Genomic DNA, 24,175 nt, shown 5'->3' with positions numbered 1-24,175 from the left:
CGCCGCCGTCTGTTCTAGTCAAACTTGATTAATGGGCGTCCTCGGGGTGCCGCTCCCCCGTCGCGTACGGGTTCTCCTCCCCCTCGGAGAGGACGCCCACGAACGGTTCACCCTCCCCGGCGAAGGTGTACGCCCCGCCCTCGATCCGGGCGATGAGCCCCTGGGTCCACTCCCCCTCGGCGTCGGCGGTGTGGATCCAGAGGTTCATGATCTCGCCGATGTGACCGAGCTGCTCGGGGCCGGCCTCGGGCACGTAGTGCTCGGTGACCGCGGCACGCCACTCGTCGATGCGCCGCACGCGCTCCTTGAGCAGCGAGACCGCCTCCGCGCGCGGCAGGTCGACCATGAAACCGATGGCCGCGGACTTGATGTCCATCTTCTGGTCGTAGGAGGTCAGCGCCTCGCGCACCAGCCGCAGGAACTCCTCGGTGCCCGGGTCCGTGATCTCGTACTCGGTGCGCGGCGGGCCGCCGGCCGTGGAAGGTGCGATCTCGTGCGCGTGCAGCAGTCCCTGCTTCGCCATCTGCTTCAGGGCGTGGTAGATCGAGCCGGGCTTGGCGTTGGACCACTCGTGCGCGCCCCAGTACTCCAGGTCGTTGCGCACCTGGTAGCCATGGGCCCGCCCGTGCTGGCGCACGGCGCCGAGCACGAGAAGACGGATCGCTGACATGCGGTCCAGGTTATGGCCTCACGCCTGGCCGAACGCCGCCGGCTACTCCTGGGAGAGGGCCACCAACTCGAACGCCGTCTTGCCGTCGAGGGACTCCCGGATGATGTCGGCGTGGCCGGCGTGCCGGGCCGTCTCGCGGATCAGGTGCAGGAGCACCCAGCGCACGGAGACCCGGCCCTCCGGCGGGAACCAGGGCTGGTCCGGCAGCGCGAAGGTGTCGTCGAGGCTCGGCACCGAGCGGGCGAACTCCTCCGTCGCGGCAGCGACCTTCTCCCAGTAGGCCAGCTGCGAGGCCACCGTCTCGTCACCGACCAGGGCGAAGCACTCGTGCCAGTTCGACGGGTCCCGCTGCACGGCCGGCTCCTCGCCCCTGGCCCGGGCGATCCAGCTCTGCTCGACCTCGGCGGCATGCTTGACCAGCCCGGCGAGGCTGAGCTCGCTCGCGCTGGGCCTGCTCGACGCCTGCTCGTCGGTCAGACCGAGCACCGCGCGCCGGATCCCGCCGCGCTGCTCCTCCAGGAACGCCAGGAGCGCTCCGCGCTCGTCGCCGTACTCTTCCGCGGGAACGTGAGTGACCATGACCGCTGCCTTTCGCCTTCGTGGAGCCGGGGGCTTCCCCCTGACACCGATGACGCTACGGGCCCTCTAGGACAGGTTCGGTCCTAGAGGGCCGCGCGGATGCAGTCGTCCACCTGAATGACCGACGGTCAGAACGGGAAGCCGCTGCGGCCGTGCTGGACCGAGATCCACTTGGTGGTGGTGAAGGAGTCCAGCATGGTGTCGCCGTTGAGGCGGCCGATGCCGGAGTGCTTCTCGCCGCCGAAGGGGACGATCGGCTCGTCGTGGACGGTGCCGTCGTTGACGTGGAACATGCCGGTGTCGATCCGCTTGGCGAAGGCGACCCCGCGCTCGATGTCCGCCGTGTGGACCGCGCCGCTGAGACCGTAGGGGGTGTCGTTGACCAGGCGGACGGCCTCCTCCTCGCCGTCGAAGGGGACGAGGAGGGCGACCGGGCCGAAGAGCTCCTGCTTGAGGAGCGGCGAGTTGGCGGGCAGGTCGGTCAGGACCGAGGGCTCGACCAGGTTGTCCGTGGTGCGGCCGTGCACCAGAGCCGTCGCGCCGTCGGCGAGCGCCTGCTCGACGGCGGACGACACGGCGTCCGCCTGGCGGGAGTTGATAAGCGGGCCGATGACGGTCTCCGGGTCGCGCGGGTCGCCGGTCCTCAGGCTCCGCACCTTGGCGACGAACTTCTCGGTGAACTCCTCGGCGACCGAGCGGTCCACCAGGACGCGGTTGGCGGCCATGCAGACCTGGCCCTGGTGGACGTAGCGGCTGAAGACGGCGGCGTCGACCGCGTAGTCGACGTCGGCGTCGTCGAGCACCACCAGGGCGCTGTTGCCGCCGAGTTCGAGGACCGAGCGCTTGAAATGCGAGGCGCAGACGGTGGCCACATGGCGGCCGACCTTGTCGGAGCCGGTGAAGGAGATCACCTTCGGGACGGGGTGCTCCAGGAAGGCGTCGCCGATCTCCGCGATGTCGGTGATGACGACGTTGAGCAGACCGCCGGGCAGGCCGGCGTCCTCGAAGATCTTCGCGACCAGGGAGCCGCCGACGATCGGGGTGTCCTGGTGCGGCTTGAGCACGACGGCGTTGCCGAGCGCGAGGGCTGGGGCGACCGACTTGATCGACAGCAGGAAGGGGAAGTTGAAGGGGCTGATCACGCCCACGACACCGACCGGGACGCGGTAGACGCGGTTCTCCTTGCCGTCCACCGGCGAGGGGATGATCCGGCCCTCGGGGCGCAGCGCCAGGTTGACCGCCTCGCGCAGGAACTCCTTGGCCAGGTGCAGTTCGAAGCCGGCCTTCAGACGGGTGCCGCCGAGCTCCGCGATGATCGCCTCGGCGAGCTCGGACTCGCGCTCCTCGATCAGCCGGAGCGCCTTCTCGAACACCGCGCGGCGGGCGTAGGGGTTGGTCGCGGCCCACTTCTTCTGCGCGCGGGCGGCGGCCCGGTACGCGTCGTCGACCTCTTCGACCGTGGCTATGGTGATCGACGCCAGCTTCTCGTTGTCATACGGGTTGAAGTCGATGATGTCCCAGGAACCGGTACCCGGACGCCACTCCCCGTCGATGTACTGCTGGGCCAGTTCGGAGAAGTACGACGACATGTGATCCCCAAATCACTAGCAGACACACGATCAACGTGACGGTCTGATCACACGTCATCGTACGTGCGGGACAACCCAGTTGGACACGCTGAGCGACCTTCTGGGGATAACCCTAGGAGAGCTGGAGGAGGCCCCGCAGCAGATCCCGGCTCTCGCCCGGACCGGGGCTGTCCTGCTGGAGCTCCTTGAGCGCCTTCTCGTACTGCGTCACGTCCTCGCGCTTGTCGAGGTAGAGCGCGCTGGTGAGCTGCTCCAGATAGACCACGTCGGTCAGGTCGGACTCGGTGAAGCTGAGAATGGTGAACGCACCGCTCTCGCCGGAGTGGCCGCCGAAGCCGAACGGCATGACCTGCAACCGCACGTTGGGGCGTTCCGAGACGTCGATGAGGTGCTGGAGCTGCTCCCGCATCACCGCGCGGTCGCCGTAGGGGCGGCGCAGGGACGCCTCGTCGAGCACCACGTGGAACTCGGGACCGTTCGGGTCGGCGAGATGCTTCTGCCGCTCCAGACGCAGCGCCACGCGCTTCTCCACGTCCGCCTCGCTGGCGCCCTTCATGCCGCGCCGGACGACTGCACGTGCGTACGCCTCGGTCTGCAACAGTCCGTGGATGAACTGGACCTCGTAGGCACGGATGAGGGAGGCCGCGCCCTCCAGGCCCACGTAGGTGGGGAACCAGCTCGGCAGGACGTCGGAGTAACTGTGCCACCAGCCCGCGACGTTGGCCTCGCGGGCGAGGGACAGCAGCGAGGCGCGCTCCTGCTCGTCCGTGATGCCGTAGAGCGTCAACAGGTCTTCCACGTCACGTGTTTTGAAGCTCACCCGGCCCAACTCCATCCGGCTGATCTTCGACTCGGACGCGCGGATCGAGTAACCCGCCGCTTCGCGCGTGATGTTCCGTGCCTCACGCAGCCGCCTGAGTTGCGAGCCGAGCAGCATCCGCCGCACCACCGATCCGGGCTCTCCCGCGCTCACGTTCGCCAGCCTCCCCAACGTCTTCAGGGGCCAGAGTCTGCCACTAAAACACTCCGAGCAGTACTCGTCCGATTACAGATATGGCAAGAAGCCAAAGATTCTGCATAGGCCTGGGACAGGAAGCGAGGAGGAAGAGGCAAGGAACGGGAGAGAAGATGGCGGAAAAAATGGCCAACAAGCGGTACGGGAGGGTCCAATTCGGTCAGCTGCACGTGCATCTGCACCTTGCATCTGCACCGCTCTTCCGAAACCATGGTCCCGCGCAACCGCTGCATCGCAACGACCGCGAATTCCCGGGAGTGCCTCGCATGGGGACGAATGGATCGACCATGCTCGAGCCGTTACGGCAGGGCCTTCCGCCGCTGGATCCCGCGGCCGTGTCCGACGCCGCCTCCTGTTCTCTTCCCGCCCGCTACGAAGCGGTCGGTGACGCGCGGAGGTTCACCCGCAGAACGCTGGACCAGTGGGACCTGGGCGACCGCTTCGACGACGTCTGCCTGGTGGTGTCCGAACTCGTCACCAACGCGCTGCGGCACGCGATGCCGGCCGGCAGTGTGAGCGCGGGCGAGCACAACCCGCCGGTGCGGCTGCACCTGATGCGCTGGACCGGGCGGCTGGTGTGCGCGGTGCGCGACCCCAGCCAGGACAGTCCGGTCGCGCGCGACTCCGAGGACTTCTCCGCGGAGTCGGGACGCGGGCTGTTCCTGGTCGACTCCTTCAGCGACAGCTGGGGCTGGCACCCGATGTCCGGGACGCTGAGCGGCAAGGTGGTCTGGGCCCTGTTCCGGCTCCAGCCGGCGACCGGCCCCCAGGGCACGAACGACTGACCCGCCGCGGCGTTTTGCGACGCCACGGTTCTACGCGCGTTACGTGAAGCGTTCGACCGATCACTCCCGGCCATCCCCGGTCGCCCGTGGACGGCCGGGGATCAGCCCGCTATCAGGTGGTCGAACTCGCCGTCCTTGATGCCCAGGAGCATCGCCTCGATCTCCGCGCGCGTGTAGACGAGCGCGGGACCGTCGGGGAAGCGGGAGTTGCGGACCGCGACACCGCCGTCGGGCAGGCGCGCGAACTCCACGCAGGAACCCTGCGAGTTGCTGTGCCGACTCTTCTGCCAGGCCACATCACGGAGATGCGTGGCCGCCATGCCGTTGTACACGTCGAGGTCCACAGGTCGCTCCCCGGTGGTGCGGTGGCCATGTGGCCAGTGATGCAGCGGTCAACTGGTCCGGATCATAGCTCTGTTCACGTGCAGATGCATGAGCAGATGCACGTGCACGAGGGGTGTTCCTGCGGTTACAGATGTGACGTGTGGGGCCCTCGATATGTTCCCGCGTGTGCCCCGGGACCCTGCTCGCATGCCTCGTGCACAGGATGAGACGCATTCGGGCCCACCGGTGTTCCACGTTCCGGGTCACGGACCTGTCGGCTTGCATCTGCCACTGCGCCGGCAGACGGGCGGGCGGGACGCAGGAGGGTGACGGGGTCAGCGGGGGCCGGCACCGTACGGCAGCAGCGCCATCTCCCGGGCGTTCTTGATCGCGCGGGCGAGCAGCCGCTGCTGCTGGGCGGTCACCCGGGTGACCCGGCGGCTGCGGATCTTGCCGCGGTCGGAGATGAACTTCCGCAGCAGGTCGGTGTCCTTGTAGTCGATGTAGGTGATACCGGCCACGTCCAGCGGGTTGGGGCGGTTCTTGGCGGGCTTGCGGTCGAGCTTGCGGGGCGGCATGGGGGTTCAGACCTCCAGGAGGGTGTCGAAGGCGGGCGGGAGCCGTTTCCAGGCGTCGCGGCCCGCGGCGTACTCGGCGTCGGTCAACAGGCAGGACTCCAGGAGCCGTTCGAGTCCGTCGCGGTCGAGTCCGGGCGAGGTGAAGACGAGGTGCTGGCAGCAGTCGCCGTGCTCGGGGTGCCAGTCGAGGGCGGCGGCCGCCCGGCGCACCGGCGGGACCATGTCCCAGGCCGCGTCCGGCAAGGAGGCGAGCCAGGGGCCGACGCTCTCCACGCACAGGGCGCCGCCGGCCGCGTCCCAGTGCAGCAGCACGTCCGGCTTGTCGGCGAGCCAGAACCGGCCCCGGCTGCGGGCGGCCGCGCAGGTGATGTCCTCCAGTGCCTCGTAGAGCCGCTCGGGGTGGAAGGGCCGGCACCGGTGCCACACCAGCGTGGACACCCCGTGCGCATCGGCCTCGGCGGGCAGCCGGGCACACGCGGGGTGCTGGGCCGCGGCGGCGGACTCCACGTCGAAGCCGGCGAGGGCGGCCCGGGCGAGCGCCGAACGCGGGGAGGGCCGTACGGGGTAGAGGGTGCCGGAGGCGTCGGTGGGTCGTACGGGGTGGTCGGTGGGGGTGGAATCCGTCAGCCGCGTCGCGTGGTCTGGGACCGAAGGATCCGTGAGCCGTGTCGAGTGGTCGGTGGTCGTGGGACGGCCGGTGCCGATCGCGACCTGGTGGGCTGTCGGGTGGAGTTGGGCGAGGAGTTCCCGGTCCTCCTCGTCGGCCTCCGGGGAGTCGAGGACGGCGAGGACGGGGGCGTACTCCAGCTGGCGGGCGAAGGTGTCGGCGACCGTGCGCTGGTCGGTGGCCGCGGCGGCGAGGCCGCGGTCGGCGAGGTCGTCGCCGTTGCCGAGGTACGGCAGCACGAGCGCCGGGTCGACCGCGGTGATCACGCCGGTGACGGTGAGGCCGCCGGCCGCGACCACCTCGGCCATCGCCTTGGGCTCGACGGAGTCCCACAGTTCGACGACGGCGAGGCGGAGCGTCCCTGCCGCGTCGAGGCGGCGCAGCTCCGGGACCAGGTCCTCCCGCAGCGCGCAGCAGGCACAGTCGTTGACCAGGGGCGTCTCGCCGGCGGAGAGGATGCCGCCGGCGTCGCGGATCGTCCGTACGACCGTGCCGTCCGCGGCCGTCGCCAGGTCGTGGTGGAGGACGACACTGCCCGGCACGTCGGCGAGGAGCCGTTCCACGGTGGCCTTGCGGGCGTCGGCGTGCAGCCCGCCGACGATCACGACGGAGAGCATCAGCCCTGCTTTCCGTACCGGCGCTCGAAGCGCTCCACGCGCCCTGCGGTGTCCAGCACGCGCGCGGTGCCGGTGTAGAAGGGGTGGCTGACGTTCGAGATCTCGACGTCCACGACCGGGTAGGTGTGGCCGTCCTCCCACTCGATCGTCTTCTCGCTCGTCATGGTCGAGCGGGTCAGGAAGGCGTGGTTCGCGGCCCGGTCACGGAAGACGACGGGGCCGTAGGCGGGGTGGATTCCCTGGCGCACGAGGGTCAGCGCTCCTCTCGGAAGTCGACGTGGCGGCCGGCGACCGGGTCGTACTTCCGCAGGGTCATGCGGTCCGGGTCGTTGCGGCGGTTCTTGCGGGTCACATAGGTGAAGCCGGTCCCGGCGGTGGACCGCAGCCTGATGACCGGGCGGAGTTCGTTGCGTGCCATGCTGGTACCTTACTGAAAATGAATACCATTAGCGAAACAACCCCGAGAGAGGTGCGTCACCCTTGTCCGCTCACTGCATGCTGACCGGCGCCCGGCCCGGTTTCGGCAACCACATCTCGTTCTCCCACCGGCGCACCTCGCGCCGCTTCGACCCCAACATCCAGTCCAAGCGGTACTGGCTGCCCAGCGAGGGCCGGTACGTGCGGCTGCGGCTGAGCGTGAAGGGGATCAGGACCGTCGACACGATCGGCGTCGAGGCGGCCGTCGCCCGCATCCGAGCCCGGGGAGTGAAGGTCTGATGGCGAAGAAGAGCAAGATCGCGAAGAACGAGAAGCGCCAGGAGATCGTCGCGCGGTACGCCGAGCGGCGGGCCGAGCTGAAGGAGATCATCCGCAGGCCGTCCTCCAGCGACGCCGAACGGCTCGCCGCGCAGCAGGAGTTGCGGCGCCAGCCGCGGGACGCGAGCGCCACGCGCGTGCGGAACCGCGATCAGGTGGACGGCCGCCCGCGCGGTTACTTCCGGACCTTCGGACTGTCCCGGGTCGGACTGCGGGAGCAGGCGCACGCGGGGCATCTGCCGGGGGTCCGCAAGTCGTCCTGGTAACTCTTTCAGGTGAGGCTGGTAGCTTGCTGCGATCCATGCAGCCGCTACAGCTTGGGAGCCTCCAGTGACTACGGCGAACTTCTCGCGCCCCGTGTCGCGCCGACGGGCGGGGCTCGCGGCGGCGGGGCTGACGGGCGTCCTCGTCCTGACGGCGTGCAGCGGGGGCGGGGGCTCGGACGACGGGTCCTCGCCCAGCGCGTCCGCCCCGCCCTCGGCGTCCGCCTCCGGGAGCACCGGCGGCTCCGGCGGTACGTCGTCCTCCGCGTCCGGCAAGGTCGCGGGCAGCTGGCTCACCACCGGCGACGGCAAGGCCGTGGTCCTGGTGGTCAACGGCGACAAGGCGGCGCTCTTCACTACGGGTGGATCGGTGTGCAGCGGCACGGCGAGCACCGAGACGATCCGCCTCAAGTGCCCGGACGGCAGCAAGGAGCGCGCCGAGGGCACGGTGGAGTCGGTCGGCAAGACCTCGCTCAAGGTGAGGTGGCAGGGCTCCCTCGGCACCGAGAGCTTCATGAAAGCCGAGGGCGGAAAGCTGCCGAGCGATTTCCCGACGGCGGGTCTCGGGTCGTAGCCGAACCTGTGTTCGTCGGTGGGGGCGGGCGAGCGGAGTGCTCCGTGATGCGTGATGATCCATGCACCGGACCGCTCACATCAGAGGACTTCACATGCGCGCCGCCCCACTCGCCGTCACCGCTCTCGCCGCGGCCCTGCTGCTGACCGCCTGCGGCGGCGGTGACGACTCCGACGACAAGGCCACCGCGAGCCCGAAGGGCGGCTCGGCCTGTGCGGTCGGCCCGGTGGACCTGGAGGTCGGCCCCGCGAACGTGGCTCCCGCCGCCGGCGACACCGGCAACATCCCCGTCACGCTGACCAACCAGAGCGCGCCGTGCACGCTGGAGGGCTTCCCGGCCGTCGGCCTCAAGGGGTCGGGCAGCACGATCAGCCTCGCCAAGGACACGGCCGCGCAGCCCCAGAAGCTGACCCTGGCCAAGGGGGACACCGCGACCTTCACGATCACGTACGTGCGCGGCAAGGCGGGCGCCGCGGACAGCCTGGACGCCCGGACGCTGGACATCACCCTGCCGGGTGAGGGGACGCCGCACAGCTACAAGTGGTCGTACGGCCCCGTCCAGGGCAAGGGCGGCAAGGCGGACGCCCTGAACGCGTCGGTCAGCGCGTTCGGGCAGGCGGGGGACTGACGGAGGCGGGGGCGCACGGAGGCGGGGGGGGCTGACGGAGCGGGGGCTCACGGAGTCGGGGGGCTCACGGAGCCGGGGCGGGTGTCCGGGCTTCAGCGCGGGCGGGGCCGGGTTTCAACGCGAGCGGGTCCGAGCTTCAGCGCAGGCGGGGCTGGGCCTCAGCACAGGCGGGGCCGGGCCTCAGCGCGAGCGGGGCCCAGCTTCAGCGCGAGCGGGGTCCAGGTTTCAGCGCGGGGGGGTCAGTTGCCGGTTCCGGGGCGGTGGTCGAGCCGGGGGTGGTGGTCGACCCGGGCGCGGTCGGCTGCCTGGGCGCCCTCGGTCCAGCCCGCCTCGTCGGTGACGCCGCGCAGGCGGGTCGTGGTGGTCTCGGGGAACAGGCGGTCCACGCGGTCGGTGACGGCGACCTCGCGGGAGGCCAGCACCGGCAGCAGATCCTCGGTCACCGGGGTCTCGGCGGCGGCCCGCAGCCGGTCGCCGACGCGATGGGCGTAGGCCGCGAGGAAGGACTGCCGGAACGTCTTGGTGCGCTTGCGGCCGCCCGCCCGCTGGGCCGCCTCCGCCTTGGCCATCGCGGACTGCGCCTGCACGAGCAGTGAGGTGTGGAGGAGCTCCACCGCCTCCAGGTCGGCCTCGAAGCCCACGACCGTGGAGAAGGCGAGCGCTTCGTTCCACACGGCCCGGCAGTGGTTGGCGGTCGCCACCGCGTCCAGCAGCACTGCCTTGGCCTGCTCGTACGGCGGCTCGACCCCGATCCGGCAGGCGCCGGGCGTGTCCTTGGCGGGCGCCCGCGCGTCCAGCAGCGCCTCGTCGACACTGTGCCGGGCCATCAGCTCCTGCGCCTTGGCGGTGAGCGCCTCCGCCTCCTCGGGATAGCCGGTCGCCTCCGCCTTGGCGAGCAGCGCGCGGATACGGCCGAGCATGCGGGCGTCGCCCTTGTGCCCCTGCCGGGGCTCCTCCAGGGGCTCCAGAGCGGGCAGCCGCAGCAGCAGGCGGTACAGCTCCAGTACGGCGGTGGCGTGCGGGAAGCGGTCGGGGCGGGGGGCGTTCGGGTCCGGCTCCTGGAGCTCGGCGAGCTGGGCGGCCCAGCGGTGACCGCGCGGGCGGTCCTCGGGGGCCTGCGCGCGGATCAGGGCCGTGACGAGCCGTACGTGCGTGTCGTCCAGCTCCCGCCGCACCAGGCGTACGACGTCGGCGGGCTGCCAGCCGCGCCGCCAGGCCTGCGCCACGAACTCGACTCCCCGCCGGGCCAGTTCGGCGTCCGCCGCGGGGTCGGCGGCGAGGAGGGAGGCACCGGTGTCCAGGGCGGTGTCGTCGTCGGAGTAGAGGGCGGTCCTGAAGGCACGGTCGACGGTCACAGGGCGATCGTCTCACTCCGCAAGGAGAGGCAACCTGCGGTTGACACTCCCCCACTGTCAACCTAAGGTTGACAGCATGACATCGAACCCCGCCGTCACGTCATCCGTACGTCTCGACGACCTGATCTCGGCGATCAAGAAGGTCCACGTCGAGCCCCTCGACCAGCTTCAGGACGCGGTGATCGCCGCGGATCACCTCGGGGAGGTGGCCGACCATCTGATCGGCCACTTCGTGGACCAGGCCCGGCGTTCCGGTGCCTCCTGGACGGACATCGGCCGGAGCATGGGGGTCACCCGGCAGGCCGCGCAGAAGCGGTTCGTGCCGAAGGAGTCCGCCGACCTGAGCGCCGACCAGGGCTTCAGCCGTTACACCCCGCGGGCCCGCAACGTGGTGATGTCGGCGCACAACGCGGCCATCGCCGCCCGCAACCCCGAGGGCCGCCCCGAGCACCTCGTCCTCGGCCTGCTCGCCGAGCCGGAGGGCCTCGCGGCCAAGGCGCTCGTCGCACAGGGGATCACCCTGGACGCCGTACGGCAGGCCGCGACCGACGCGCTGCCGCCCGCCGCCGACGAGGTCCCGGAACTCGTTCCGTACGGCTCCGACGCCAAGAAGGTCCTGGAACTCACCTTCCGCGAGGCGCTGCGCCTCGGCCACAACTACATCGGCACCGAGCACATCCTGCTGGCCCTCCTGGAGTTCGAGCACGGCACCGGCGTCCTGTCCGGGCTCGGCGTCGAGAAGGAGCCGGTGGAGGGTGCCATCGCGAAGGAACTCGAGGGGTATCTCAAGCTCCAGCGCGAGCAGGACGGGCAGCGCGAGCAGGACGAGCAGCGCTGAGGCCGGCCACCGCGGGGGCGGCGGATGTCCGGAAGGTCCGTTGTCAGACCCTGGTGTCACACTCGCAACCATGACCGACCGCTGGGTTCTCGCCCCGGCCGAGGACGGTGGCGTGGAGCTCGCCCCCCTCGGCCCGGACGGGCTGCTCGCCGGGCCGGTCCTGCGGGAGGCGGACGCGGCCGAGGCCGTACGGCGGCGGCCGGAGGTGGCGCGCTGGGTGTGGCGGTCCACCCCCGAGATCTACCCGCGCCTGCTCGCCGCGGGGGTGCGGGTGGAGCGGTGCTACGACATCGAGGACGCCGAGACCCTCCTGCTCGGCCACGCCGGGCGGTCCGGAGAACCCCGCTCGGCCGCCGCCGCCCTGGCCCGGCTGCGCGGCGGCCCGGTACCTCCCGACCCGCCCCAGCGCTCCGCCGAACCGGGCGCGCAGTCCCCCCTGTTCGAACCGCAGGGCGCCCGGCTGCCGCTCACCGACCTGGCCGAGGTCCACGCCGACCAGCAGCGGCGCCATGACGCCACCGCGCACCCCGACCGCATGCGGCTGCTGACCGCCGCCGAGTCGGCGGGGATGCTGGTGGCCGCGGAGATGAACCGCGCGGGGCTGCCGTGGAGCGCCGAGACGCATCGCCGGGTGCTGCACGAACTGCTCGGCGACCGGTACGCGGGCGGCGGCGAACCCCGGCGCCTCGCCGAACTCGCCGACGAGGTGTCCGCGGCCTTCGGGCGCCGGGTGCGGCCCGACCTGCCCGCCGACGTCATCAAGGCGTTCGCCCAGGCGGGCATCAGGATCAAGTCCACCCGCCGCTGGGAGATCGAGTCCCTGGACCATCCGGCCGTGAAGCCGCTGGTGGAGTACAAGAAGCTGTACCGCATCTGGGTCGCGCACGGCTGGTCCTGGCTCCAGGACTGGGTGCGGAACGGGCGCTTCCGGCCCGAGTTCCTGGCCGGCGGGACCGTCACCGGGCGCTGGGTCACCAACGGCGGAGGCGCCCTCCAGATCCCCAAGGTGATCCGGCGGGCCGTGGTCGCCGACCCCGGCTGGCGGCTGGTCGTCGCCGACGCAGACCAGATGGAGCCGCGGGTGCTGGCGGCCATCTCGCGTGACCCCGGGCTGATGGAGGTGGCGGGCCGGGAGAGCGACCTGTACCAGTCCGTCTCCGACCGGGCCTTCTCCGGCGACCGCGCCCAGGCCAAACTCGCCGTGCTCGGCGCGGTCTACGGCCAGACCTCCGGGGACGGCCTGAAGAACCTCGCCGCGCTCAGACGCCGCTTCCCCAAGGCGGTGGCCTACGTCGACGACGCGGCCCGCGCGGGCGAGGAGGGCCGGCTGGTGCGGACCTGGCTGGGCCGGACCTGCCCGCCGGCGGCCGGGTCGGGTGACGCGGAGGAGGCGGGCATCCCCCAGGACGACCCGGCGGGAGCGCCCGCTTCCGCCGAGGACGGCTGGGTGCCCGGGTACGCGTCCGGCAACACCCGCGCCCGGGGCCGGTTCGCGCGGAACTTCGTGGTGCAGGGCAGCGCCGCGGACTGGGCCCTGCTGCTGCTCGCCGCGCTGCGGCGGTCCTGTGCGGAGATGGCGGCCGAACTGGTCTTCTTCCAGCACGACGAGGTGATCGTGCACTGTCCCGAGGAGGAGGCCGAGGCGGTCGTCGCGGCGATCCGGGAGGCGTCACTGCTGGCCGGGCGGCTGACGTTCGGCGAAACGCCGGTGCGGTTCCCGTTCACGACGGCTGTGGTGGAGTGCTATGCGGACGCGAAGTGAGGGGGTGGACGTGAAGGGAGCGGGTGGACGTGAAGTGAGGGGGCGGACGCGAAGGGAGCGGGCGGACGCGAAGTGAGCGGGGGGAGTCGGAGCGGCCCACGTGAGCCGGGGGCGCGGGCGTTAGCCGGGGGCGCGGGCGTCAGCCGGAGTCGCCGGCGTGATCAGGAGTCGCCCGTGTCAGCCGGGGTCGCCCGTCAGCCGGGGTCGCCCGCGTCAGCCCGGTCACCGGCGGGTCGCCGGGGCGTCAGCGTAAGCCCGAGTCGTCGAGGAGGGCGATGAGTTCCTTGAGCACCGTCTTCTCGTCCGTGCCGTCCAGCGCGCCTAGAGCGGCCCGCCACTGCGCGTGCGCCTCCTCGACGCTCCCCCGCTCCCGCAGCAGGAGTCCGTACTGGTGGCGGGCGAGGGCACCGGTGTAGCGGTCGGCGCGGGCGTCGGCGCGGCGCAGCAGTTCCGCGCACTCGGCGGCGGCGCGTTCCCCGTGACCGATCAGGCGCAGGGCGCGGACCAGGCCGAGGCGGCTCTGCGACTCGCCGTGCCAGTCGCCGGGGCTGCCGAGGATGCGCAGGCTCTCCTCGAAGTGGGCCAGGGCGGCGGTCGGTTCACCGAGGGTGAGATGGGCGTAGCCGATGTTGCAGTGCGCCGAGTGTCGTACGACCACGCTGCCGGTCTCCTCGCCGATGGCGAGCGAGCGGCGGTGCTGCTCGATGGCGGCGCGCGGGTCGGTGTGCTCGTAGAGGTTGCCGAGGTTGCTGTGGGTCACGGCCTCGCCGAAGGGGTCGTTCAACCGCCGTGAGTAGGCGAGGCTCCGACGCAGCGTCTTGCCCGACTCGGCGTACCGGCCGAGGCTTTCGAGGAGCAGGCCCCGGTTGTTGAGGCAGCGGCGGATCCAGGAGTCCGCGCCGAGCCGCCGCCAGATCGCGAGGGCCCGGTCGTTGAGGTCCAGGGCGTCGCCGTGCCGCCCGGTGAGGAAGTGCAGGCCGGCCAGATCGCCCAGGGCGCACGCCTCGGCCGCCTCGTCCCCGAGCCGCCGAGCCACCTTGAGCGCGGCCCGGCCGAGGAACTCCGTCTCGGCGACCCGGCCGCTGCGCTGGAGGAAGGGGGAGAGCAGGCGCAGCAGGGCGGAGACATGGCCGGCGGCGCGTTCGTCGGGGGTGTCCTGGTGCCGTTCGACCAGGGCGACGATGTTCTCCAGTTCCGACTCGGCCCAGGCGAAGGCCTTCTCGGACGACGGGAACGGGGCGATGGCCAGCACGTGCGCCGCGTGCTCGGGCGGCTGCGCGGCGGTCGGGTGGCGACGGTCGTCGAGGTCGAGCCCCGGTTCGACGAGGGCCGTCAGGACGCGCTCGGCGACGGCCGCGTACCAGCGCAGGGTGGTGCGGGCGATGTCGGGGGCGTGTCCGGTGCCCGCGAGTTCCCTCGCGAAGTCGCGGACCAGGCCGTGCGGGGCGTAGCGGCCGTACGCCGTCTCCTCCAGGAGGGCCACGTCGACGAGGCGGTCGAGCGCGTCCTCGGCGCGGGACTCGTCGGTGCCGTCGGTGCCGAGGAGCCGGGCGACCAGGGGGACGCCGTAGGTGGGCAGGTCGAGGGCGCCGATGCGGCACAGCGCGAGAGCGGCGTCGCGGTCCGACCGCCGTCCGGAGGCGGCGAGGGCGTCGTGGGCGACGGCGAGGGAGCGGCGGACGGAGAGGTCGTCGTACTCCAGGTGCCGCAACCGGTCCTCGGTGGCGGCGAGTTGGTCGGCTAGGACGTCGGGGGTGAGGGCGTGCCGGGCGGCGAGACGGGCGGCGACGACGCGGAGGGCCAGGGGGAGGCGGCCGGTGAGTTCTATGAGGGGGTGAGTGGCGTCGATGGGGATGGGGGCGTCGACGGGGGTGGGGGGTGAGGGGGCCCCGTCGGTGTCCGTGTCGTGGTGACCGGTGGCCGTTTCGCGGCCGTCCCTGCCCGACACCGCGCGCAGCAGCTCGGCGCTCTCCTCGGCCGAGAGGGGGGTGAGGGGGAAGCGGTGGGCGTCGTCGAGGGCGGTCAGGGGCGAACGGCTGGTGACGAGGACCGCGCAGCCGTGGCCGGCCGGGAGCAGGGGGCGTACCTGCGCGGCGCTCGCCGCGTCGTCCAGGACCATGAGCGTGCGGGTCGGTGCGAGCAACGACCGCAGCAACGCGGCCGCCGCGTCCGGGTGTTCGGGGATGCTGCGCGGGTCGGCACCGAGGTCGCGGAGCAGGGCGGTGAGGGCCTGGGCCGGGGTGAGGGGGGTCATGCCCGGCGCCGCGCCCTGGAGATTGACGTAGAGCTGCCCGTCGGGGAAGCGGTCCCGAAGACCGTGGGCCACGTGCAGTGCGAGCGCGCTCTTGCCGACGCCGGCCATGCCGCTGATGACACCCAGCGAGGGCCCGGTCCCGGAGGTGAGGACGCGGTGCAGGTCACGGCGGGTGGCGAGACGGCCGGTGAAGTGGCCTGGGGGTGGGGGGAGTTGGGCGGGGCGGGACGGGGTCAGGGGGGTGGGCGGTGTGTCTCCGCGCGTAGCGTTCGGCGGGAGATCGTTGGGGGTGGTCGGGTGGGCGCGTTGGGGTTGCCGGGGTTGCTGGGGTTCTGGAGCGACGGCGTCGGCGTCCGGTCCCGCGGGGGTGGGGGCGGCGGGCGGGTTCGTGTCGTGTGATGCGTGCGTGTCGTGCGATGCGCTCGTGTCGTGTGATGCGGTCGCGGCATGCGTGTTGGGGGTGGCGTCGGTCAGGGGGGTGCTGTGGGCCTGGTCGGGGCTGTCAGCCCGGCTGGTGCCGTGGTGCGCATGGTCGGTGCTGTGGGCCCGGTCGGTGCTGTGGGTCCGGTCGGTGCTGTCGGGCGGTGGGGCGGTGAGGTCGTTCGGCTCGGTGCTTCGCGGCGCCGCTCCCCCGCGCAGTACCTCCACGTGGGCCGCGCGGACGGCGGGGCCCGGCTCCACGCCGAGTTCCTCGATGAGGCGGCTGCGCAGGTCGCGGTGGACGGCGAGGGCCTCGGCCTGGCGGCCGGTGCGGTGGAGGGCGAGCATCAACTGGCGGTGGTAGGACTCGCGGAGCGGATGTTCGGCGGCGAGCGCGGAGAGTTCCGGTACGAGGGCGTCGGGCCGGGTGGGCGCGAGGGCGAGCTCGGCGTCGTAACGCCACTCCAGGAGGAGGAGCCGGGCCTCCTCCAGGCGCTGCACCAGGGCGTAACCGGCGACTTCCGAGGGGACTCCGCTGAGCGGTGCGCCCCGCCACAGCGCGAGGGCCGCCGCGCAGGCGTGGAGGGTCTCGGTCCAGTCGCCGTGGGCGTGGGCACCGCGGGCCCGGGCTGCGTGGCTCTCGAAGACCTGGACGTCGAGTTCGCCGGGGGCCACGCGCAGCAGGTAGCCGGGGGCCACCGCCTGGAGCCGCTCGGGGTCGTCGAGCAGCCGACGCAGTCGGGAGACGTGGTTGTGCAGGGACGCCTTGGCGGAGGCGGGCGGGGTGCTCCCCCACAGCGCCTCCTTGAGGGACTTGGTGGAGACGACCCGGCCGGCCTCGAGGAGCAGCGCGGCCAGCAGGATCCGCTGCTTGCGGCTGCCGACCACCCGCACACCGGCGCCGCCGTGGCCGCCGTGACCGTCGTGGGCGTCGTGACCGTCGTACAGGATCGGCGGCCCGAGCAGTGCGAACCGCAGCCCTGACTGCGATCCGCGCCCCATCACACCGCCCACTTCTGGCGGAATTCCGCCCTCGTCACGACGGTTTCCCGCCAGCCAGCCGACACCGTCCAGTGCCGGAATCCGCTCCCACCCCGCGCTTCCACACCATCGGTTCCCCACCGGTGCCGTCGACTTCACGCCAGGCGGCGAGACGCTGAAACGTAGATGCGTTGGCCAATGTTAGCGATTTGTTGGCGCAACCTGATGTGATCACTTCATCGGATCTGGCCCGAGGGTGCGCGCGTAGGACGCGCAGCTCGGGGGAGTGTCGCCGTCGTGGCCGGATCCGTGGGACGCGAGAGGGCCCCGGTCGGCGGAGGTGAACGACCGGGGTCCTCGTCCTGTTTCCGGGCCGAAGTCGCCTACGTCTCAGATCGTGTCGGACCGTCTCGGGCCGTCTCGGGCCGTCTCGGGCCGTCTCGGGCCGTCTCGGGCCGTCTCGGGCCGTCTCGAATGACGGTCGGGGGTCTCAGATAATGGGTGCCTCAGATGATGGGCGGGCGGCCCAGGCGGGTCAGCTGCCAGACCGTTCGCCAGCGCATCGGACGCCGTTCGCCCGCGGGTTGCCGTACGCCCTCGACGAACCCGCCGAGCCAGGCGCGCAGTCCGCTCGACGACCTCGTCCGCAGCAGGGTGAGTGCCGTCCAGACGGCGAGGTGGACCGGGATGAGCGGCAGGGGCAGCCGACGGCGGACCAGCCAGACACGGTTGCGGGCATTGACCCGGTAGTAGATGGCGTGCCGGGCCGGTGAGGTCTTGGGGTGCTGGAGCAGGAGCTCGGGCGCGTACAGGATGCGCCAGCCGCGGTCGGCGGCCCGCCAGGCCAGGTCGGTCTCCTCGTGCGCGAAGAAGAACTCGGCGGGCCAGTCGCCGGTCTCGGCGAGCATGGCCATGCGGAAGCCGTGGCCGCCGCCGAGGAAGCCGGTGACGTATCCGCCGCGCAGCGGGTCGGAGGCGCCGACGCGGGGCACGTGCCGCTGCTGGGTCTCGCCGTGCTCGTCGGCGATGCGGAAGCCGACGATGCCGAGGCGGTCGTCGGCCGCGAACAACTCCTGTACGCGGCGCAGCACATCGGCGTCCACCAGGAGGCCGTCGTCGTCGAGCTCCACGACAACGTCGACGTCGCCGAAGTCCCGCAGGCGGGCGAGCGCCACGTTGCGCCCTCCGGGGCAGCCGAGGTTCTCCTCCACGTCGAGGGTGGTGACCTCGCCGGGCAGGGAGAGCCGCTCGGCGAACTCGGGCAGCCGGCAGCCGTTGCCCACGATCACGATCCGGACGGGGGCGAGGTCCTGCTTGGCCACGGAACGCAGCAGGGCGTCGACCTCGTCGGGCCGGTTGCCCATCGTCACCACGGCGACGGCGACCCTCGGCGCGTCCATGTCCCACGTCCCCTCAATGCGACGGCCATCAACCGCGGCGATGCTAGCCGTTCACGGTAAGGACTTCTCGAGGTTGGGGAGAGGATGGGATGCGCGTCGCCCCCACCTCATCCACTCCTCATCCGCTCCTCATCCCTTCCTCAGCTCCGCCACTTCTCTTTCTGGTTCTGCGTCTGGTTGTCCGTCCGGTTCTCCTTCCGGTTCTCCTTCCGGTTCTCCGTCCGGTTCTCCTTCCGGTTCTCCTTCCGGTTCTCCTTCCGGCGTACGAACTTCAGGCCCGACCAGTCCTCCCCGAGCGCCGCGACCTTCACGTCCACGACGCCGAGGGGCAGGAAGACCTCCCGCAAGCCGTTCTCGGTGATGTCGCTGACGTGGCCGGCCGCTCTTCGTGGCCAGGCGATCCACAGCGCGGCGTGATCCGCCAGGTCCTCGACCAGGCCGGCCGCCTCGCCCGCGAGCCTCGCGTACTCGCGGTGGAAGGCGACCACGACATCCGCTCCGCGAGGTCCACCGGCGGCGAGGTCGCAGTCGTCGGGCAGCCCGGGAATGTCCCACCCGTCGGGCGCGCCGTCGAGCCGGACCCGGTGCCCCGCCTTGATGCCGAGCTTCTTGGCGAGGGGCGTAGCGGAGTAACCTCCCGCTGCAGCAGACCCGGCCGCTCCGGACCCCGCTCCACCGGACCGCGCACCACCAGACCCCGCTCCCCCGGCCCGCGCACCACCAGACCCCGCTCCCCCGGCCCGCGCTCCACCGGACCCCGACCTCGGCCCCGATCCCGCCATGTGGCACCTCACCTCCACGCGCCGGCCCGTCCGCACCGCTCCGGCCCTCGCCCTCCAGCCTGACGGTCTCCGGGCCAGATGTCTCTCCGGACACGGGAGTCACAGGGGCACCGCTGCCGCCCCGCCCCGCCCCTACCGCATGAGCACCGGAACCGGCACCGGCCGCGCGCCACTCCCTACCGCACCAACCGTGCAAGAAGCGTGACCAGGTCCGCCATGAACTGGAGCCAGGGCCGGGCCTGCTCCGCGCGTCGACCGAACCGCCGGCGCCAGGCCCCGGACCTGACTTCCTCCCGCCGCTGAATCGCTCTGTCCCGCACGCGTCGTAAGGACGTGCCGCGGCTCGTTCCGATGCGCTTGCGTCGCCTCATGCACCGACGCTAGCCACGCCGGAACGGGGCCACAGGGCAGCGGACCACCAAATCGGGGAGCCGGTTATTGGCGGTAACGCGTAAGGCGCAGGCACCCGGGGGTCCGCCGTATGTCGCGGACATGGACGACCGACTGGCCGACTGGCCGACTGGCCGACTGGTCAGCTGACCGGCTGACCGGCTGACCGGCTGACCGGCTGACCGGAGAGCTTGGCGCGATCGCGTACGACGCACTCGGCGTCCGTCGCCTGCTTACGTCACCCCGCCGCAACGAGCGCCGTCGCCGCGCCCTCGGCACTTCCCTCCGGCCGAAACCGCCCCAGCCTCCGCGGCGGCACGATGCTGGGCAGCAGCATCTCCCACATCAACGTCGTCTCGGCACTCAAGTCCTGCCGCCCGGACAGCACTTGGGAACTCAGCTGAAGTCCGGTCCAGGAACCCACGATCAGCCGCGCCACCCGGGCCGGATCGACGTCCGGCTTGACGTCCCCTCGCTCCTGCCCCCGAGCCAGGTGACCCTCGAACAGCTCGATCCACCGGGTGTACGGCTCACTGACGATCCCCGTCTTGGAGCTCTGGTCGATCACCAGCCGGATACCGGCCCGCACCCGTACGTCCTGCACCAGCTGACGAGCCATCATGTGCAGGATGTCGATGACGGCCTGCACTCCCGCCCGCTCCGCGGTCGCCGCGGGGCCGGGGACCGAGAACTGCTCGTCGATCAGGGCCTGCGCCAACTCTTCCTTGGACGAGAAGTGGAAGTAGAGCGCTCCCTTCGTCACGCCCGCTTCCTTCACGATGTCGCCGAGAGAAGTCCCGTGATATCCCTCGGCGTCGAAGGCTCGCGCCGCCCCGTCGAGAATGGCCGCCCGAGTGACCTCCGCGCGTTCCTGCCTGGCCATGCATCCAACCCCTTCACCGACTCCCGCTCCAGTCTGCCTCTCCCCTCACAAAAAACCAACTAACTGGTACTTTTCCCGGCGCTCCGGGCTGCACATGCCGCGGGGATTCACTTCTCCGGTGAGGGGTCGGCAGTGGCGGAATGGTTCATTCCGCGAGTAGATCAGACCGAGCCCAAGGGGGCACCGAGATGCGAGCGTACGAGTAAATGCACTCTGACCTGCACTTTCACTCCCCCGACCGAACCCTCCGACGACCAAGGCCGAACTGTTTGACAAACAGGTCGATTGGTTTTTTACTGTGGAGGTACCTCGTGGGAGCGGCTCCCCGCTTCGACGTCGACTGGGGGGTAAGCCGCATGCGATCCGATCTGCTCGGCCCGTTAGAAACCTTTTCCGCAGCAACCCGCGAGCCCCAGAGGGTTCAACAAAGAGGCCATCGCGGGATTTCTACTTCTGTACGCCAATAAAGGCCTGCCCAATCGGCACAGCGTGTTCACCGAGTCGCCGGCCGACGCCCGGCACGGTCGTGCAGAGCCCTGGCGTCTGCGCCGCCCTCTGATCAGCCTCACTCGGCTGCTCAACCCCGCAGCACAAGACCCGATTTCCGCCATGCCGACATGCCCAGGTTCCGGCATGCCCACGTTCCCGCTTGCCCACGTGCCCACATGCCCACGTGCCGACGAAGGAAGTGAGTAATGACCCGCCCCACAGCACCGCCACGCACCCCACGTGGCCTGGCGCTCACCATCCTCTGCGCGATGCAGTTGATGATCATCCTTGACGGGACGATCGTCACGGTCGCTCTTCCGACCATCCAGAACGGGCTCGGCTTCTCCCAGAGCGGCCTGTCCTGGGTGGTGAACTCCTACCTCATCGCCTTCGCCGGCCTGCTCCTGCTGTCCGGCCGGCTCGGTGACCTGATCGGTACGAAGAAGGTGTTCCTGAGCGGTCTGGTCACCTTCACCGTCGCCTCGCTGGTGTGCGGGGTGGCGAACAGCCCCGAGATGCTGATCGCCGGCCGCTTCTTCCAGGGCGTCGGCGCCGCGCTGGCGTCCGCGGTGGTGCTCGGCATGATCGTCGGCCTGTTCCCGGAGCCGAACGAGCAGGCCAAGGCCATGGGCATCTACAGCTTCGTGTCCGCGGGCGGCGGCGCCCTGGGTCTGATCGCGGGCGGTGTCATCACCGACACGTTCGGCTGGCACTGGGTGTTCCTGATCAATCTGCCGATCGGCGCGCTCACCCTGGTGTCCGCCCTGAAGCTGCTCGGTGAGCAGCCCGGCCTGGGCCTGAAGGCGGGCGCGGACGCGGTCGGCGCGGTCCTGGTGACAGCCGGTCTGTCGCTGGGCGTGTTCACCATCTCGCAGGTGTCCGAGGACAAGTTCAGCGCAGGTGAGCTGTCGCTGTACGGAGCGATCTCGGTGGCCCTCCTCGGGGCGTTCGTGTGGCGGCAGGCCACGGCGAAGCGTCCGCTGCTGGCGCTGCGGATCTTCCGCAGCAAGGAGATCGTCGGCGCCAACATCGCGGTGGTGCTGGTGTTCTCCGCCGGTTTCGGCTTCCAGTTCCTCAACGCCCTCTATCTCCAGCGGGTGTTGGGCTTCGACTCGATGCAGACCGGTCTGGCGTTCCTGCCGGCGCCCCTCGTCATCGGCACGATGTCGCTGTTCTTCACCGCCAAGCTGGTCGCCCGCCACGGCACCCGCCCGGTGCTGCTGACCGGGCTGCTGTTCCTCGGCGTCGGTCTGCTGTGGCTCAGCCTGGCCCCGGTCGACGGCACCTACTGGGTGGACGTGGCGCCGACGCTGGCCGTCCAGGGCTTCGGCATGGGTCTGACGGTGCCGGCGGTCATCATGCGCGCCATGTCGGGTGCGAAGCCGGAGGACGCGGGCCTGGCCTCCGGTCTCAACAACACGGCGCAGCAGGCCGGCGCCGCGGTGGGCCTGGCGGTGCTCGCGACGGTCGCCACCGCGCACAGCAACTCGCTGCGGGGTGAGGGCCGTCCGGAGGTCCAGGCCCTGCGCGACGGCTACAGCCTGGCCTTCGTGTGGGCGGCCGGGTTCGTGTTCGTGGCCTGGCTGGTGACGTTCTTCGCGCTGCGGGATGCCAAGCAGCCGAAGGCGGAGCAGGCCGAACCGACGGCGACGGAGGCCGATGCACAGGTCACGGACGTGACGCCCCACGCGGCCCCGACGGTTGGCCACGTCTGACAGTCCGGCAATCCGGCAATCCGCCGGAGCAACTCACCTACAGGAAAGGCGATCACGTGGCGGACAGGATCCGAGTGGGAGTCGTCGGCGCACACGCCGAGCGGGGGTGGGGCCGGCACATCCATCTGCCGGCGCTGAAGGCACTGGACGACTTCGAGGTCACGGCGGTGGCCGCCCGCAGCCCGGAGTCTGCGCGGGCGGCGGCCGAGGTCTGGGGCGCGGGAAGCGCGTACGACGACGCGGCGGCGCTGATGGCCGACCCGGACGTGGACCTGGTCACCGTCGTGGTGCAACTCCCCTCCCGGGACGGCCTGGTGGAGTCGGCGATCGCCGCGGGCAAGCATGTGTACAGCGAGTGGCCGCTGGCCCTGGACGCGGCGACCGCCGAGCGCTTCGAGTCGGCGGCGCGGACGGCGGGCGTACGGCACGCGGTGGGTCTCCAGAGCCGCCACCACCCGGCCGTACGACTCCTGCGGGACCTGCTCGGCCAGGGCCTGATCGGCGAGGTGCTGTCGGCGTCCCTGCTGTTCTCCCTCTCCACGCCCGAGGTGTGGTCGCAGCGGTACGCAGCCCTGTTCGACGAGACGAAGGGCGTCAACCATGTCGCCGTGGTCGGCGGGCACTCGCTGGACATGTTCCAGTACGCCGTCGGGGACTTCACGGAGGTCTCGGCGACCCTCACGACGCGGATCGACCGCGTCACGATGGAGGAGACCGGGCGGCGGATCGAGGTGACCTCGCCCGACCAGATCGTGCTCGGCGGCCTCCTGGAATCGGGCGCGGCGGCCTCGGCCCACTTCATGACGGGCGGCCCGCGGGGCGACGGCTTCCGCATCGAGGTGCACGGCCGCGCGGGCCGCCTGGTCCTGGTGTCGTCCGACGACTCGCTGGTGGGCCCGCAGTTCACCCTGACCCACGAGACGGCGAACGGCACGCCCGCGGAGCAGCTGCCCGTGCCGGACGCCTACGGCCCCTTGCTGGGAACGCCGTCCCCGGTCAGCAACGTGGCCCAGGTGTACAAGGACCTAGGCCAGGCGATCCGCACGGGCGGCGACTTCGCCCCGGACTTCTCGACAGCGGCCCGCACGCACCGCCTGCTGGACGCGATCAAGTCCTCGGCGAAAACTGGCGGTCGGATCCACCTGGCCTGAACACAGCGCGATTCAAGACGTGGACGAGCCGGCCGGGCACGGCACGGCACGGCACGTCGCGGAAGCCGACACAGTGACCCGCGATACGCAGGCCCCTGTCTCCCCGCCGCCCGCGCCACCCCCGGATCAGCCCCCACACCCTTCCGCCCCACCGTCCCGCTCGCTACCGACCGACACCGTGTAGGCGATGCCCGTCCCCACCACGGGCTCGGGCGAGAAGCCCCCAGGCCGAAGCTCGACGTCGAGCACCAGATGCCGACCCTGCTCGATCCTGGTCCAGCAGACGCCGTCCAAGGTGGCGGAGGAGTCCTCCTCGAGCTCCCAGCCGGCCGAGGCGGCTGCCCCGGCGTAGTAGCTGATGACGTCCTCGGGCCTGCCCGGAAACGCGTACAGGCGGTCCGCGTGCAGCCAGGGCGCTCCGCCGCTGTCGTCGTCGCATCCCGTGGTCACGCCCACCCCGCGGTAGTTGGCGGGCACCGAGGCACGAGCGGGCGCAACGCCGAGCACCGGCTGCTCGGCCAGTCGCCGCAGTTCAGAGGCCGCGCCCCGGCAGCCGTCACCCCGACCGAGAGCGGCGCACGCACCCAGAAGAGCGACCGAGAGAAGAAGAGCCGCCGTCAGAAGGACATGAGGGCGGCCGTTGCTCACCAGAGCTCTCACCCGAGCTGCGCACCTCCTGAGCCAATGACGCATTCAAGCCAACTGCCAGA

The 24,175-nt window shown here is 71.3% G+C and carries 24 protein-coding genes; 9 read left to right on the top strand and 15 right to left on the bottom strand.

The genetic code is table 11. The features are described from left to right. Positions 1–28: 28 nt before the first annotated feature. The 4 genes from AQJ54_RS31530 to AQJ54_RS31515 all read right to left on the bottom strand — a co-directional run bounded on the left by AQJ54_RS31530 (position 29) and on the right by AQJ54_RS31515 (position 3,775). The gene (locus tag AQJ54_RS31530; protein ID WP_062242915.1) at positions 29–670 is read right to left on the bottom strand and encodes a PadR family transcriptional regulator; all 642 of its coding nucleotides are present in this window, start codon (positions 668–670) and stop codon (positions 29–31) included. 42 nt (positions 671–712) lie between these two features. Further along, on the bottom strand, positions 713–1,249 hold the full coding sequence (locus AQJ54_RS31525) for a DinB family protein (RefSeq protein WP_062242912.1): 537 nt from the start codon (positions 1,247–1,249) through the stop codon (positions 713–715). Positions 1,250–1,377: 128 nt separating this feature from the next. Beyond that, a complete protein-coding gene (locus tag AQJ54_RS31520) occupies positions 1,378–2,838 on the bottom strand; it encodes an aldehyde dehydrogenase family protein (protein ID WP_062242909.1) in 1,461 nt (486 codons plus the stop codon). Between the two features lie 112 nt (positions 2,839–2,950). Beyond that, positions 2,951–3,775, bottom strand: a complete 825-nt coding sequence (locus tag AQJ54_RS31515) for a helix-turn-helix domain-containing protein (protein ID WP_062033546.1) — start codon at positions 3,773–3,775, stop codon at positions 2,951–2,953. Between the two features lie 365 nt (positions 3,776–4,140). Here AQJ54_RS31515 and AQJ54_RS31510 point away from each other — a divergent pair, with 365 nt between their 5' ends. Next, positions 4,141–4,638 (top strand): ATP-binding protein, encoded by a 498-nt coding sequence (locus tag AQJ54_RS31510; protein ID WP_062242906.1) that lies wholly within the window; start codon positions 4,141–4,143, stop codon positions 4,636–4,638. A gap of 101 nt (positions 4,639–4,739) precedes the next feature. Here AQJ54_RS31510 and AQJ54_RS31505 read toward each other — a convergent pair whose 3' ends face one another. The 5 genes from AQJ54_RS31505 to rpmG all read right to left on the bottom strand — a co-directional run bounded on the left by AQJ54_RS31505 (position 4,740) and on the right by rpmG (position 7,242). Then, the gene (locus tag AQJ54_RS31505) at positions 4,740–4,982 is read right to left on the bottom strand and encodes a DUF397 domain-containing protein (protein WP_020141037.1); all 243 of its coding nucleotides are present in this window, start codon (positions 4,980–4,982) and stop codon (positions 4,740–4,742) included. A gap of 315 nt (positions 4,983–5,297) precedes the next feature. Beyond that, a complete protein-coding gene (rpsR, locus tag AQJ54_RS31500; protein WP_062033509.1) occupies positions 5,298–5,540 on the bottom strand; it encodes a 30S ribosomal protein S18 in 243 nt (80 codons plus the stop codon). A 6-nt stretch (positions 5,541–5,546) separates the two neighbouring features. Beyond that, entirely contained in the window at positions 5,547–6,824 is a 1,278-nt protein-coding gene (locus tag AQJ54_RS31495) for a GTP-binding protein (protein ID WP_062242902.1), read from the bottom strand. Further along, the gene (locus AQJ54_RS31490) at positions 6,824–7,072 is read right to left on the bottom strand and encodes a type B 50S ribosomal protein L31 (protein ID WP_062033515.1); all 249 of its coding nucleotides are present in this window, start codon (positions 7,070–7,072) and stop codon (positions 6,824–6,826) included. Before AQJ54_RS31490 ends, AQJ54_RS31495 begins: the two co-directional genes overlap by 1 nt. A 5-nt stretch (positions 7,073–7,077) precedes the next feature. Beyond that, positions 7,078–7,242, bottom strand: coding sequence for a 50S ribosomal protein L33 (gene rpmG, locus AQJ54_RS31485; RefSeq protein ID WP_020141033.1), 165 nt, complete (start codon positions 7,240–7,242; stop codon positions 7,078–7,080). A gap of 62 nt (positions 7,243–7,304) precedes the next feature. Between rpmG and rpmB the strand changes: the two genes are divergently transcribed. From rpmB to AQJ54_RS31465, 4 genes are all read left to right on the top strand, one after another. Then, positions 7,305–7,541, top strand: coding sequence for a 50S ribosomal protein L28 (rpmB, locus tag AQJ54_RS31480; protein WP_028810193.1), 237 nt, complete (start codon positions 7,305–7,307; stop codon positions 7,539–7,541). Next, the gene (gene rpsN, locus AQJ54_RS31475) at positions 7,541–7,846 is read left to right on the top strand and encodes a 30S ribosomal protein S14 (protein ID WP_062033518.1); all 306 of its coding nucleotides are present in this window, start codon (positions 7,541–7,543) and stop codon (positions 7,844–7,846) included. The genes rpmB and rpsN overlap by 1 nt, the downstream gene beginning before the upstream one ends. 64 nt (positions 7,847–7,910) lie before the next feature. Beyond that, the gene (locus tag AQJ54_RS31470; protein WP_062242898.1) at positions 7,911–8,417 is read left to right on the top strand and encodes a hypothetical protein; all 507 of its coding nucleotides are present in this window, start codon (positions 7,911–7,913) and stop codon (positions 8,415–8,417) included. 94 nt (positions 8,418–8,511) lie between these two features. Further along, on the top strand, positions 8,512–9,045 hold the full coding sequence (locus AQJ54_RS31465) for a DUF4232 domain-containing protein (protein ID WP_062242895.1): 534 nt from the start codon (positions 8,512–8,514) through the stop codon (positions 9,043–9,045). A gap of 239 nt (positions 9,046–9,284) precedes the next feature. Here the strand turns inward: AQJ54_RS31465 and AQJ54_RS31460 are convergent, their stop codons facing one another. Next, positions 9,285–10,400: a DUF2786 domain-containing protein gene (locus AQJ54_RS31460; protein WP_062242892.1), complete on the bottom strand. Its 1,116-nt coding sequence runs from the start codon at positions 10,398–10,400 to the stop codon at positions 9,285–9,287. Positions 10,401–10,476: 76 nt separating this feature from the next. On the opposite strand from AQJ54_RS31460, the gene AQJ54_RS31455 reads away from it, so the two are divergent. Then, positions 10,477–11,238 (top strand): Clp protease N-terminal domain-containing protein, encoded by a 762-nt coding sequence (locus tag AQJ54_RS31455; protein ID WP_062242889.1) that lies wholly within the window; start codon positions 10,477–10,479, stop codon positions 11,236–11,238. 70 nt (positions 11,239–11,308) lie between these two features. Continuing rightward, positions 11,309–13,000, top strand: coding sequence for a bifunctional 3'-5' exonuclease/DNA polymerase (locus AQJ54_RS31450; protein WP_062242886.1), 1,692 nt, complete (start codon positions 11,309–11,311; stop codon positions 12,998–13,000). Between the two features lie 244 nt (positions 13,001–13,244). On the opposite strand, the gene AQJ54_RS31445 is transcribed toward AQJ54_RS31450, so the two are convergent. The 4 genes from AQJ54_RS31445 to AQJ54_RS31430 form a co-directional block, all read right to left on the bottom strand. Next, on the bottom strand, positions 13,245–16,676 hold the full coding sequence (locus tag AQJ54_RS31445; RefSeq protein WP_062243081.1) for an AfsR/SARP family transcriptional regulator: 3,432 nt from the start codon (positions 16,674–16,676) through the stop codon (positions 13,245–13,247). A 485-nt stretch (positions 16,677–17,161) separates the two neighbouring features. Next, complete coding sequence (locus AQJ54_RS31440) at positions 17,162–18,055, bottom strand: glycosyltransferase family 2 protein (protein WP_062242883.1); 894 nt, start codon at positions 18,053–18,055, stop codon at positions 17,162–17,164. Positions 18,056–18,195: 140 nt separating this feature from the next. Further along, on the bottom strand, positions 18,196–18,543 hold the full coding sequence (locus AQJ54_RS31435; RefSeq protein ID WP_248845473.1) for a DUF3052 domain-containing protein: 348 nt from the start codon (positions 18,541–18,543) through the stop codon (positions 18,196–18,198). A 922-nt stretch (positions 18,544–19,465) separates the two neighbouring features. Further along, positions 19,466–20,110, bottom strand: coding sequence for a ScbR family autoregulator-binding transcription factor (locus AQJ54_RS31430; RefSeq protein ID WP_062242878.1), 645 nt, complete (start codon positions 20,108–20,110; stop codon positions 19,466–19,468). A gap of 695 nt (positions 20,111–20,805) precedes the next feature. Between AQJ54_RS31430 and AQJ54_RS31425 the strand changes: the two genes are divergently transcribed. Continuing rightward, positions 20,806–22,314: an MFS transporter gene (locus tag AQJ54_RS31425; RefSeq protein WP_062242876.1), complete on the top strand. Its 1,509-nt coding sequence runs from the start codon at positions 20,806–20,808 to the stop codon at positions 22,312–22,314. 56 nt (positions 22,315–22,370) lie between these two features. After that, positions 22,371–23,465 (top strand): Gfo/Idh/MocA family protein, encoded by a 1,095-nt coding sequence (locus AQJ54_RS31420; protein ID WP_062242873.1) that lies wholly within the window; start codon positions 22,371–22,373, stop codon positions 23,463–23,465. Positions 23,466–23,591: 126 nt separating this feature from the next. Here AQJ54_RS31420 and AQJ54_RS31415 read toward each other — a convergent pair whose 3' ends face one another. Beyond that, the gene (locus AQJ54_RS31415; RefSeq protein ID WP_248845472.1) at positions 23,592–23,942 is read right to left on the bottom strand and encodes a hypothetical protein; all 351 of its coding nucleotides are present in this window, start codon (positions 23,940–23,942) and stop codon (positions 23,592–23,594) included. Positions 23,943–24,175 lie beyond the last annotated feature (233 nt).

The organism is Streptomyces griseorubiginosus (assembly GCF_001514195.1).
In the GTDB taxonomy this organism is placed as follows: domain Bacteria; phylum Actinomycetota; class Actinomycetes; order Streptomycetales; family Streptomycetaceae; genus Streptomyces; species Streptomyces griseorubiginosus.
Note: the sequence above shows the minus strand (reverse complement) of the source record. Positions and strands in the feature narration are given on the sequence as shown.

Excerpts from the sequence above, each read along its gene's own strand:
- AQJ54_RS31530 (WP_062242915.1), bottom strand. The coding sequence starts at position 670 with ATGTCAGCGATCCGTCTTCTCGTGCTCGGCGCCGTGCGCCAGCACGGG.
- AQJ54_RS31525 (WP_062242912.1), bottom strand. The coding sequence starts at position 1,249 with ATGGTCACTCACGTTCCCGCGGAAGAGTACGGCGACGAGCGCGGAGCG.
- AQJ54_RS31520 (WP_062242909.1), bottom strand. The coding sequence starts at position 2,838 with ATGTCGTCGTACTTCTCCGAACTGGCCCAGCAGTACATCGACGGGGAG.
- AQJ54_RS31515 (WP_062033546.1), bottom strand. The coding sequence starts at position 3,775 with ATGCTGCTCGGCTCGCAACTCAGGCGGCTGCGTGAGGCACGGAACATC.
- AQJ54_RS31510 (WP_062242906.1), top strand. The coding sequence starts at position 4,141 with ATGCTCGAGCCGTTACGGCAGGGCCTTCCGCCGCTGGATCCCGCGGCC.
- rpsR (WP_062033509.1), bottom strand. The coding sequence starts at position 5,540 with ATGCCGCCCCGCAAGCTCGACCGCAAGCCCGCCAAGAACCGCCCCAAC.
- AQJ54_RS31495 (WP_062242902.1), bottom strand. The coding sequence starts at position 6,824 with ATGCTCTCCGTCGTGATCGTCGGCGGGCTGCACGCCGACGCCCGCAAG.
- rpmG (WP_020141033.1), bottom strand. The coding sequence starts at position 7,242 with ATGGCACGCAACGAACTCCGCCCGGTCATCAGGCTGCGGTCCACCGCC.
- rpsN (WP_062033518.1), top strand. The coding sequence starts at position 7,541 with ATGGCGAAGAAGAGCAAGATCGCGAAGAACGAGAAGCGCCAGGAGATC.
- AQJ54_RS31465 (WP_062242895.1), top strand. The coding sequence starts at position 8,512 with ATGCGCGCCGCCCCACTCGCCGTCACCGCTCTCGCCGCGGCCCTGCTG.
- AQJ54_RS31455 (WP_062242889.1), top strand. The coding sequence starts at position 10,477 with ATGACATCGAACCCCGCCGTCACGTCATCCGTACGTCTCGACGACCTG.
- AQJ54_RS31450 (WP_062242886.1), top strand. The coding sequence starts at position 11,309 with ATGACCGACCGCTGGGTTCTCGCCCCGGCCGAGGACGGTGGCGTGGAG.
- AQJ54_RS31445 (WP_062243081.1), bottom strand. The coding sequence starts at position 16,676 with ATGGGGCGCGGATCGCAGTCAGGGCTGCGGTTCGCACTGCTCGGGCCG.
- AQJ54_RS31440 (WP_062242883.1), bottom strand. The coding sequence starts at position 18,055 with ATGGACGCGCCGAGGGTCGCCGTCGCCGTGGTGACGATGGGCAACCGG.
- AQJ54_RS31430 (WP_062242878.1), bottom strand. The coding sequence starts at position 20,110 with ATGGCCAGGCAGGAACGCGCGGAGGTCACTCGGGCGGCCATTCTCGAC.
- AQJ54_RS31425 (WP_062242876.1), top strand. The coding sequence starts at position 20,806 with ATGACCCGCCCCACAGCACCGCCACGCACCCCACGTGGCCTGGCGCTC.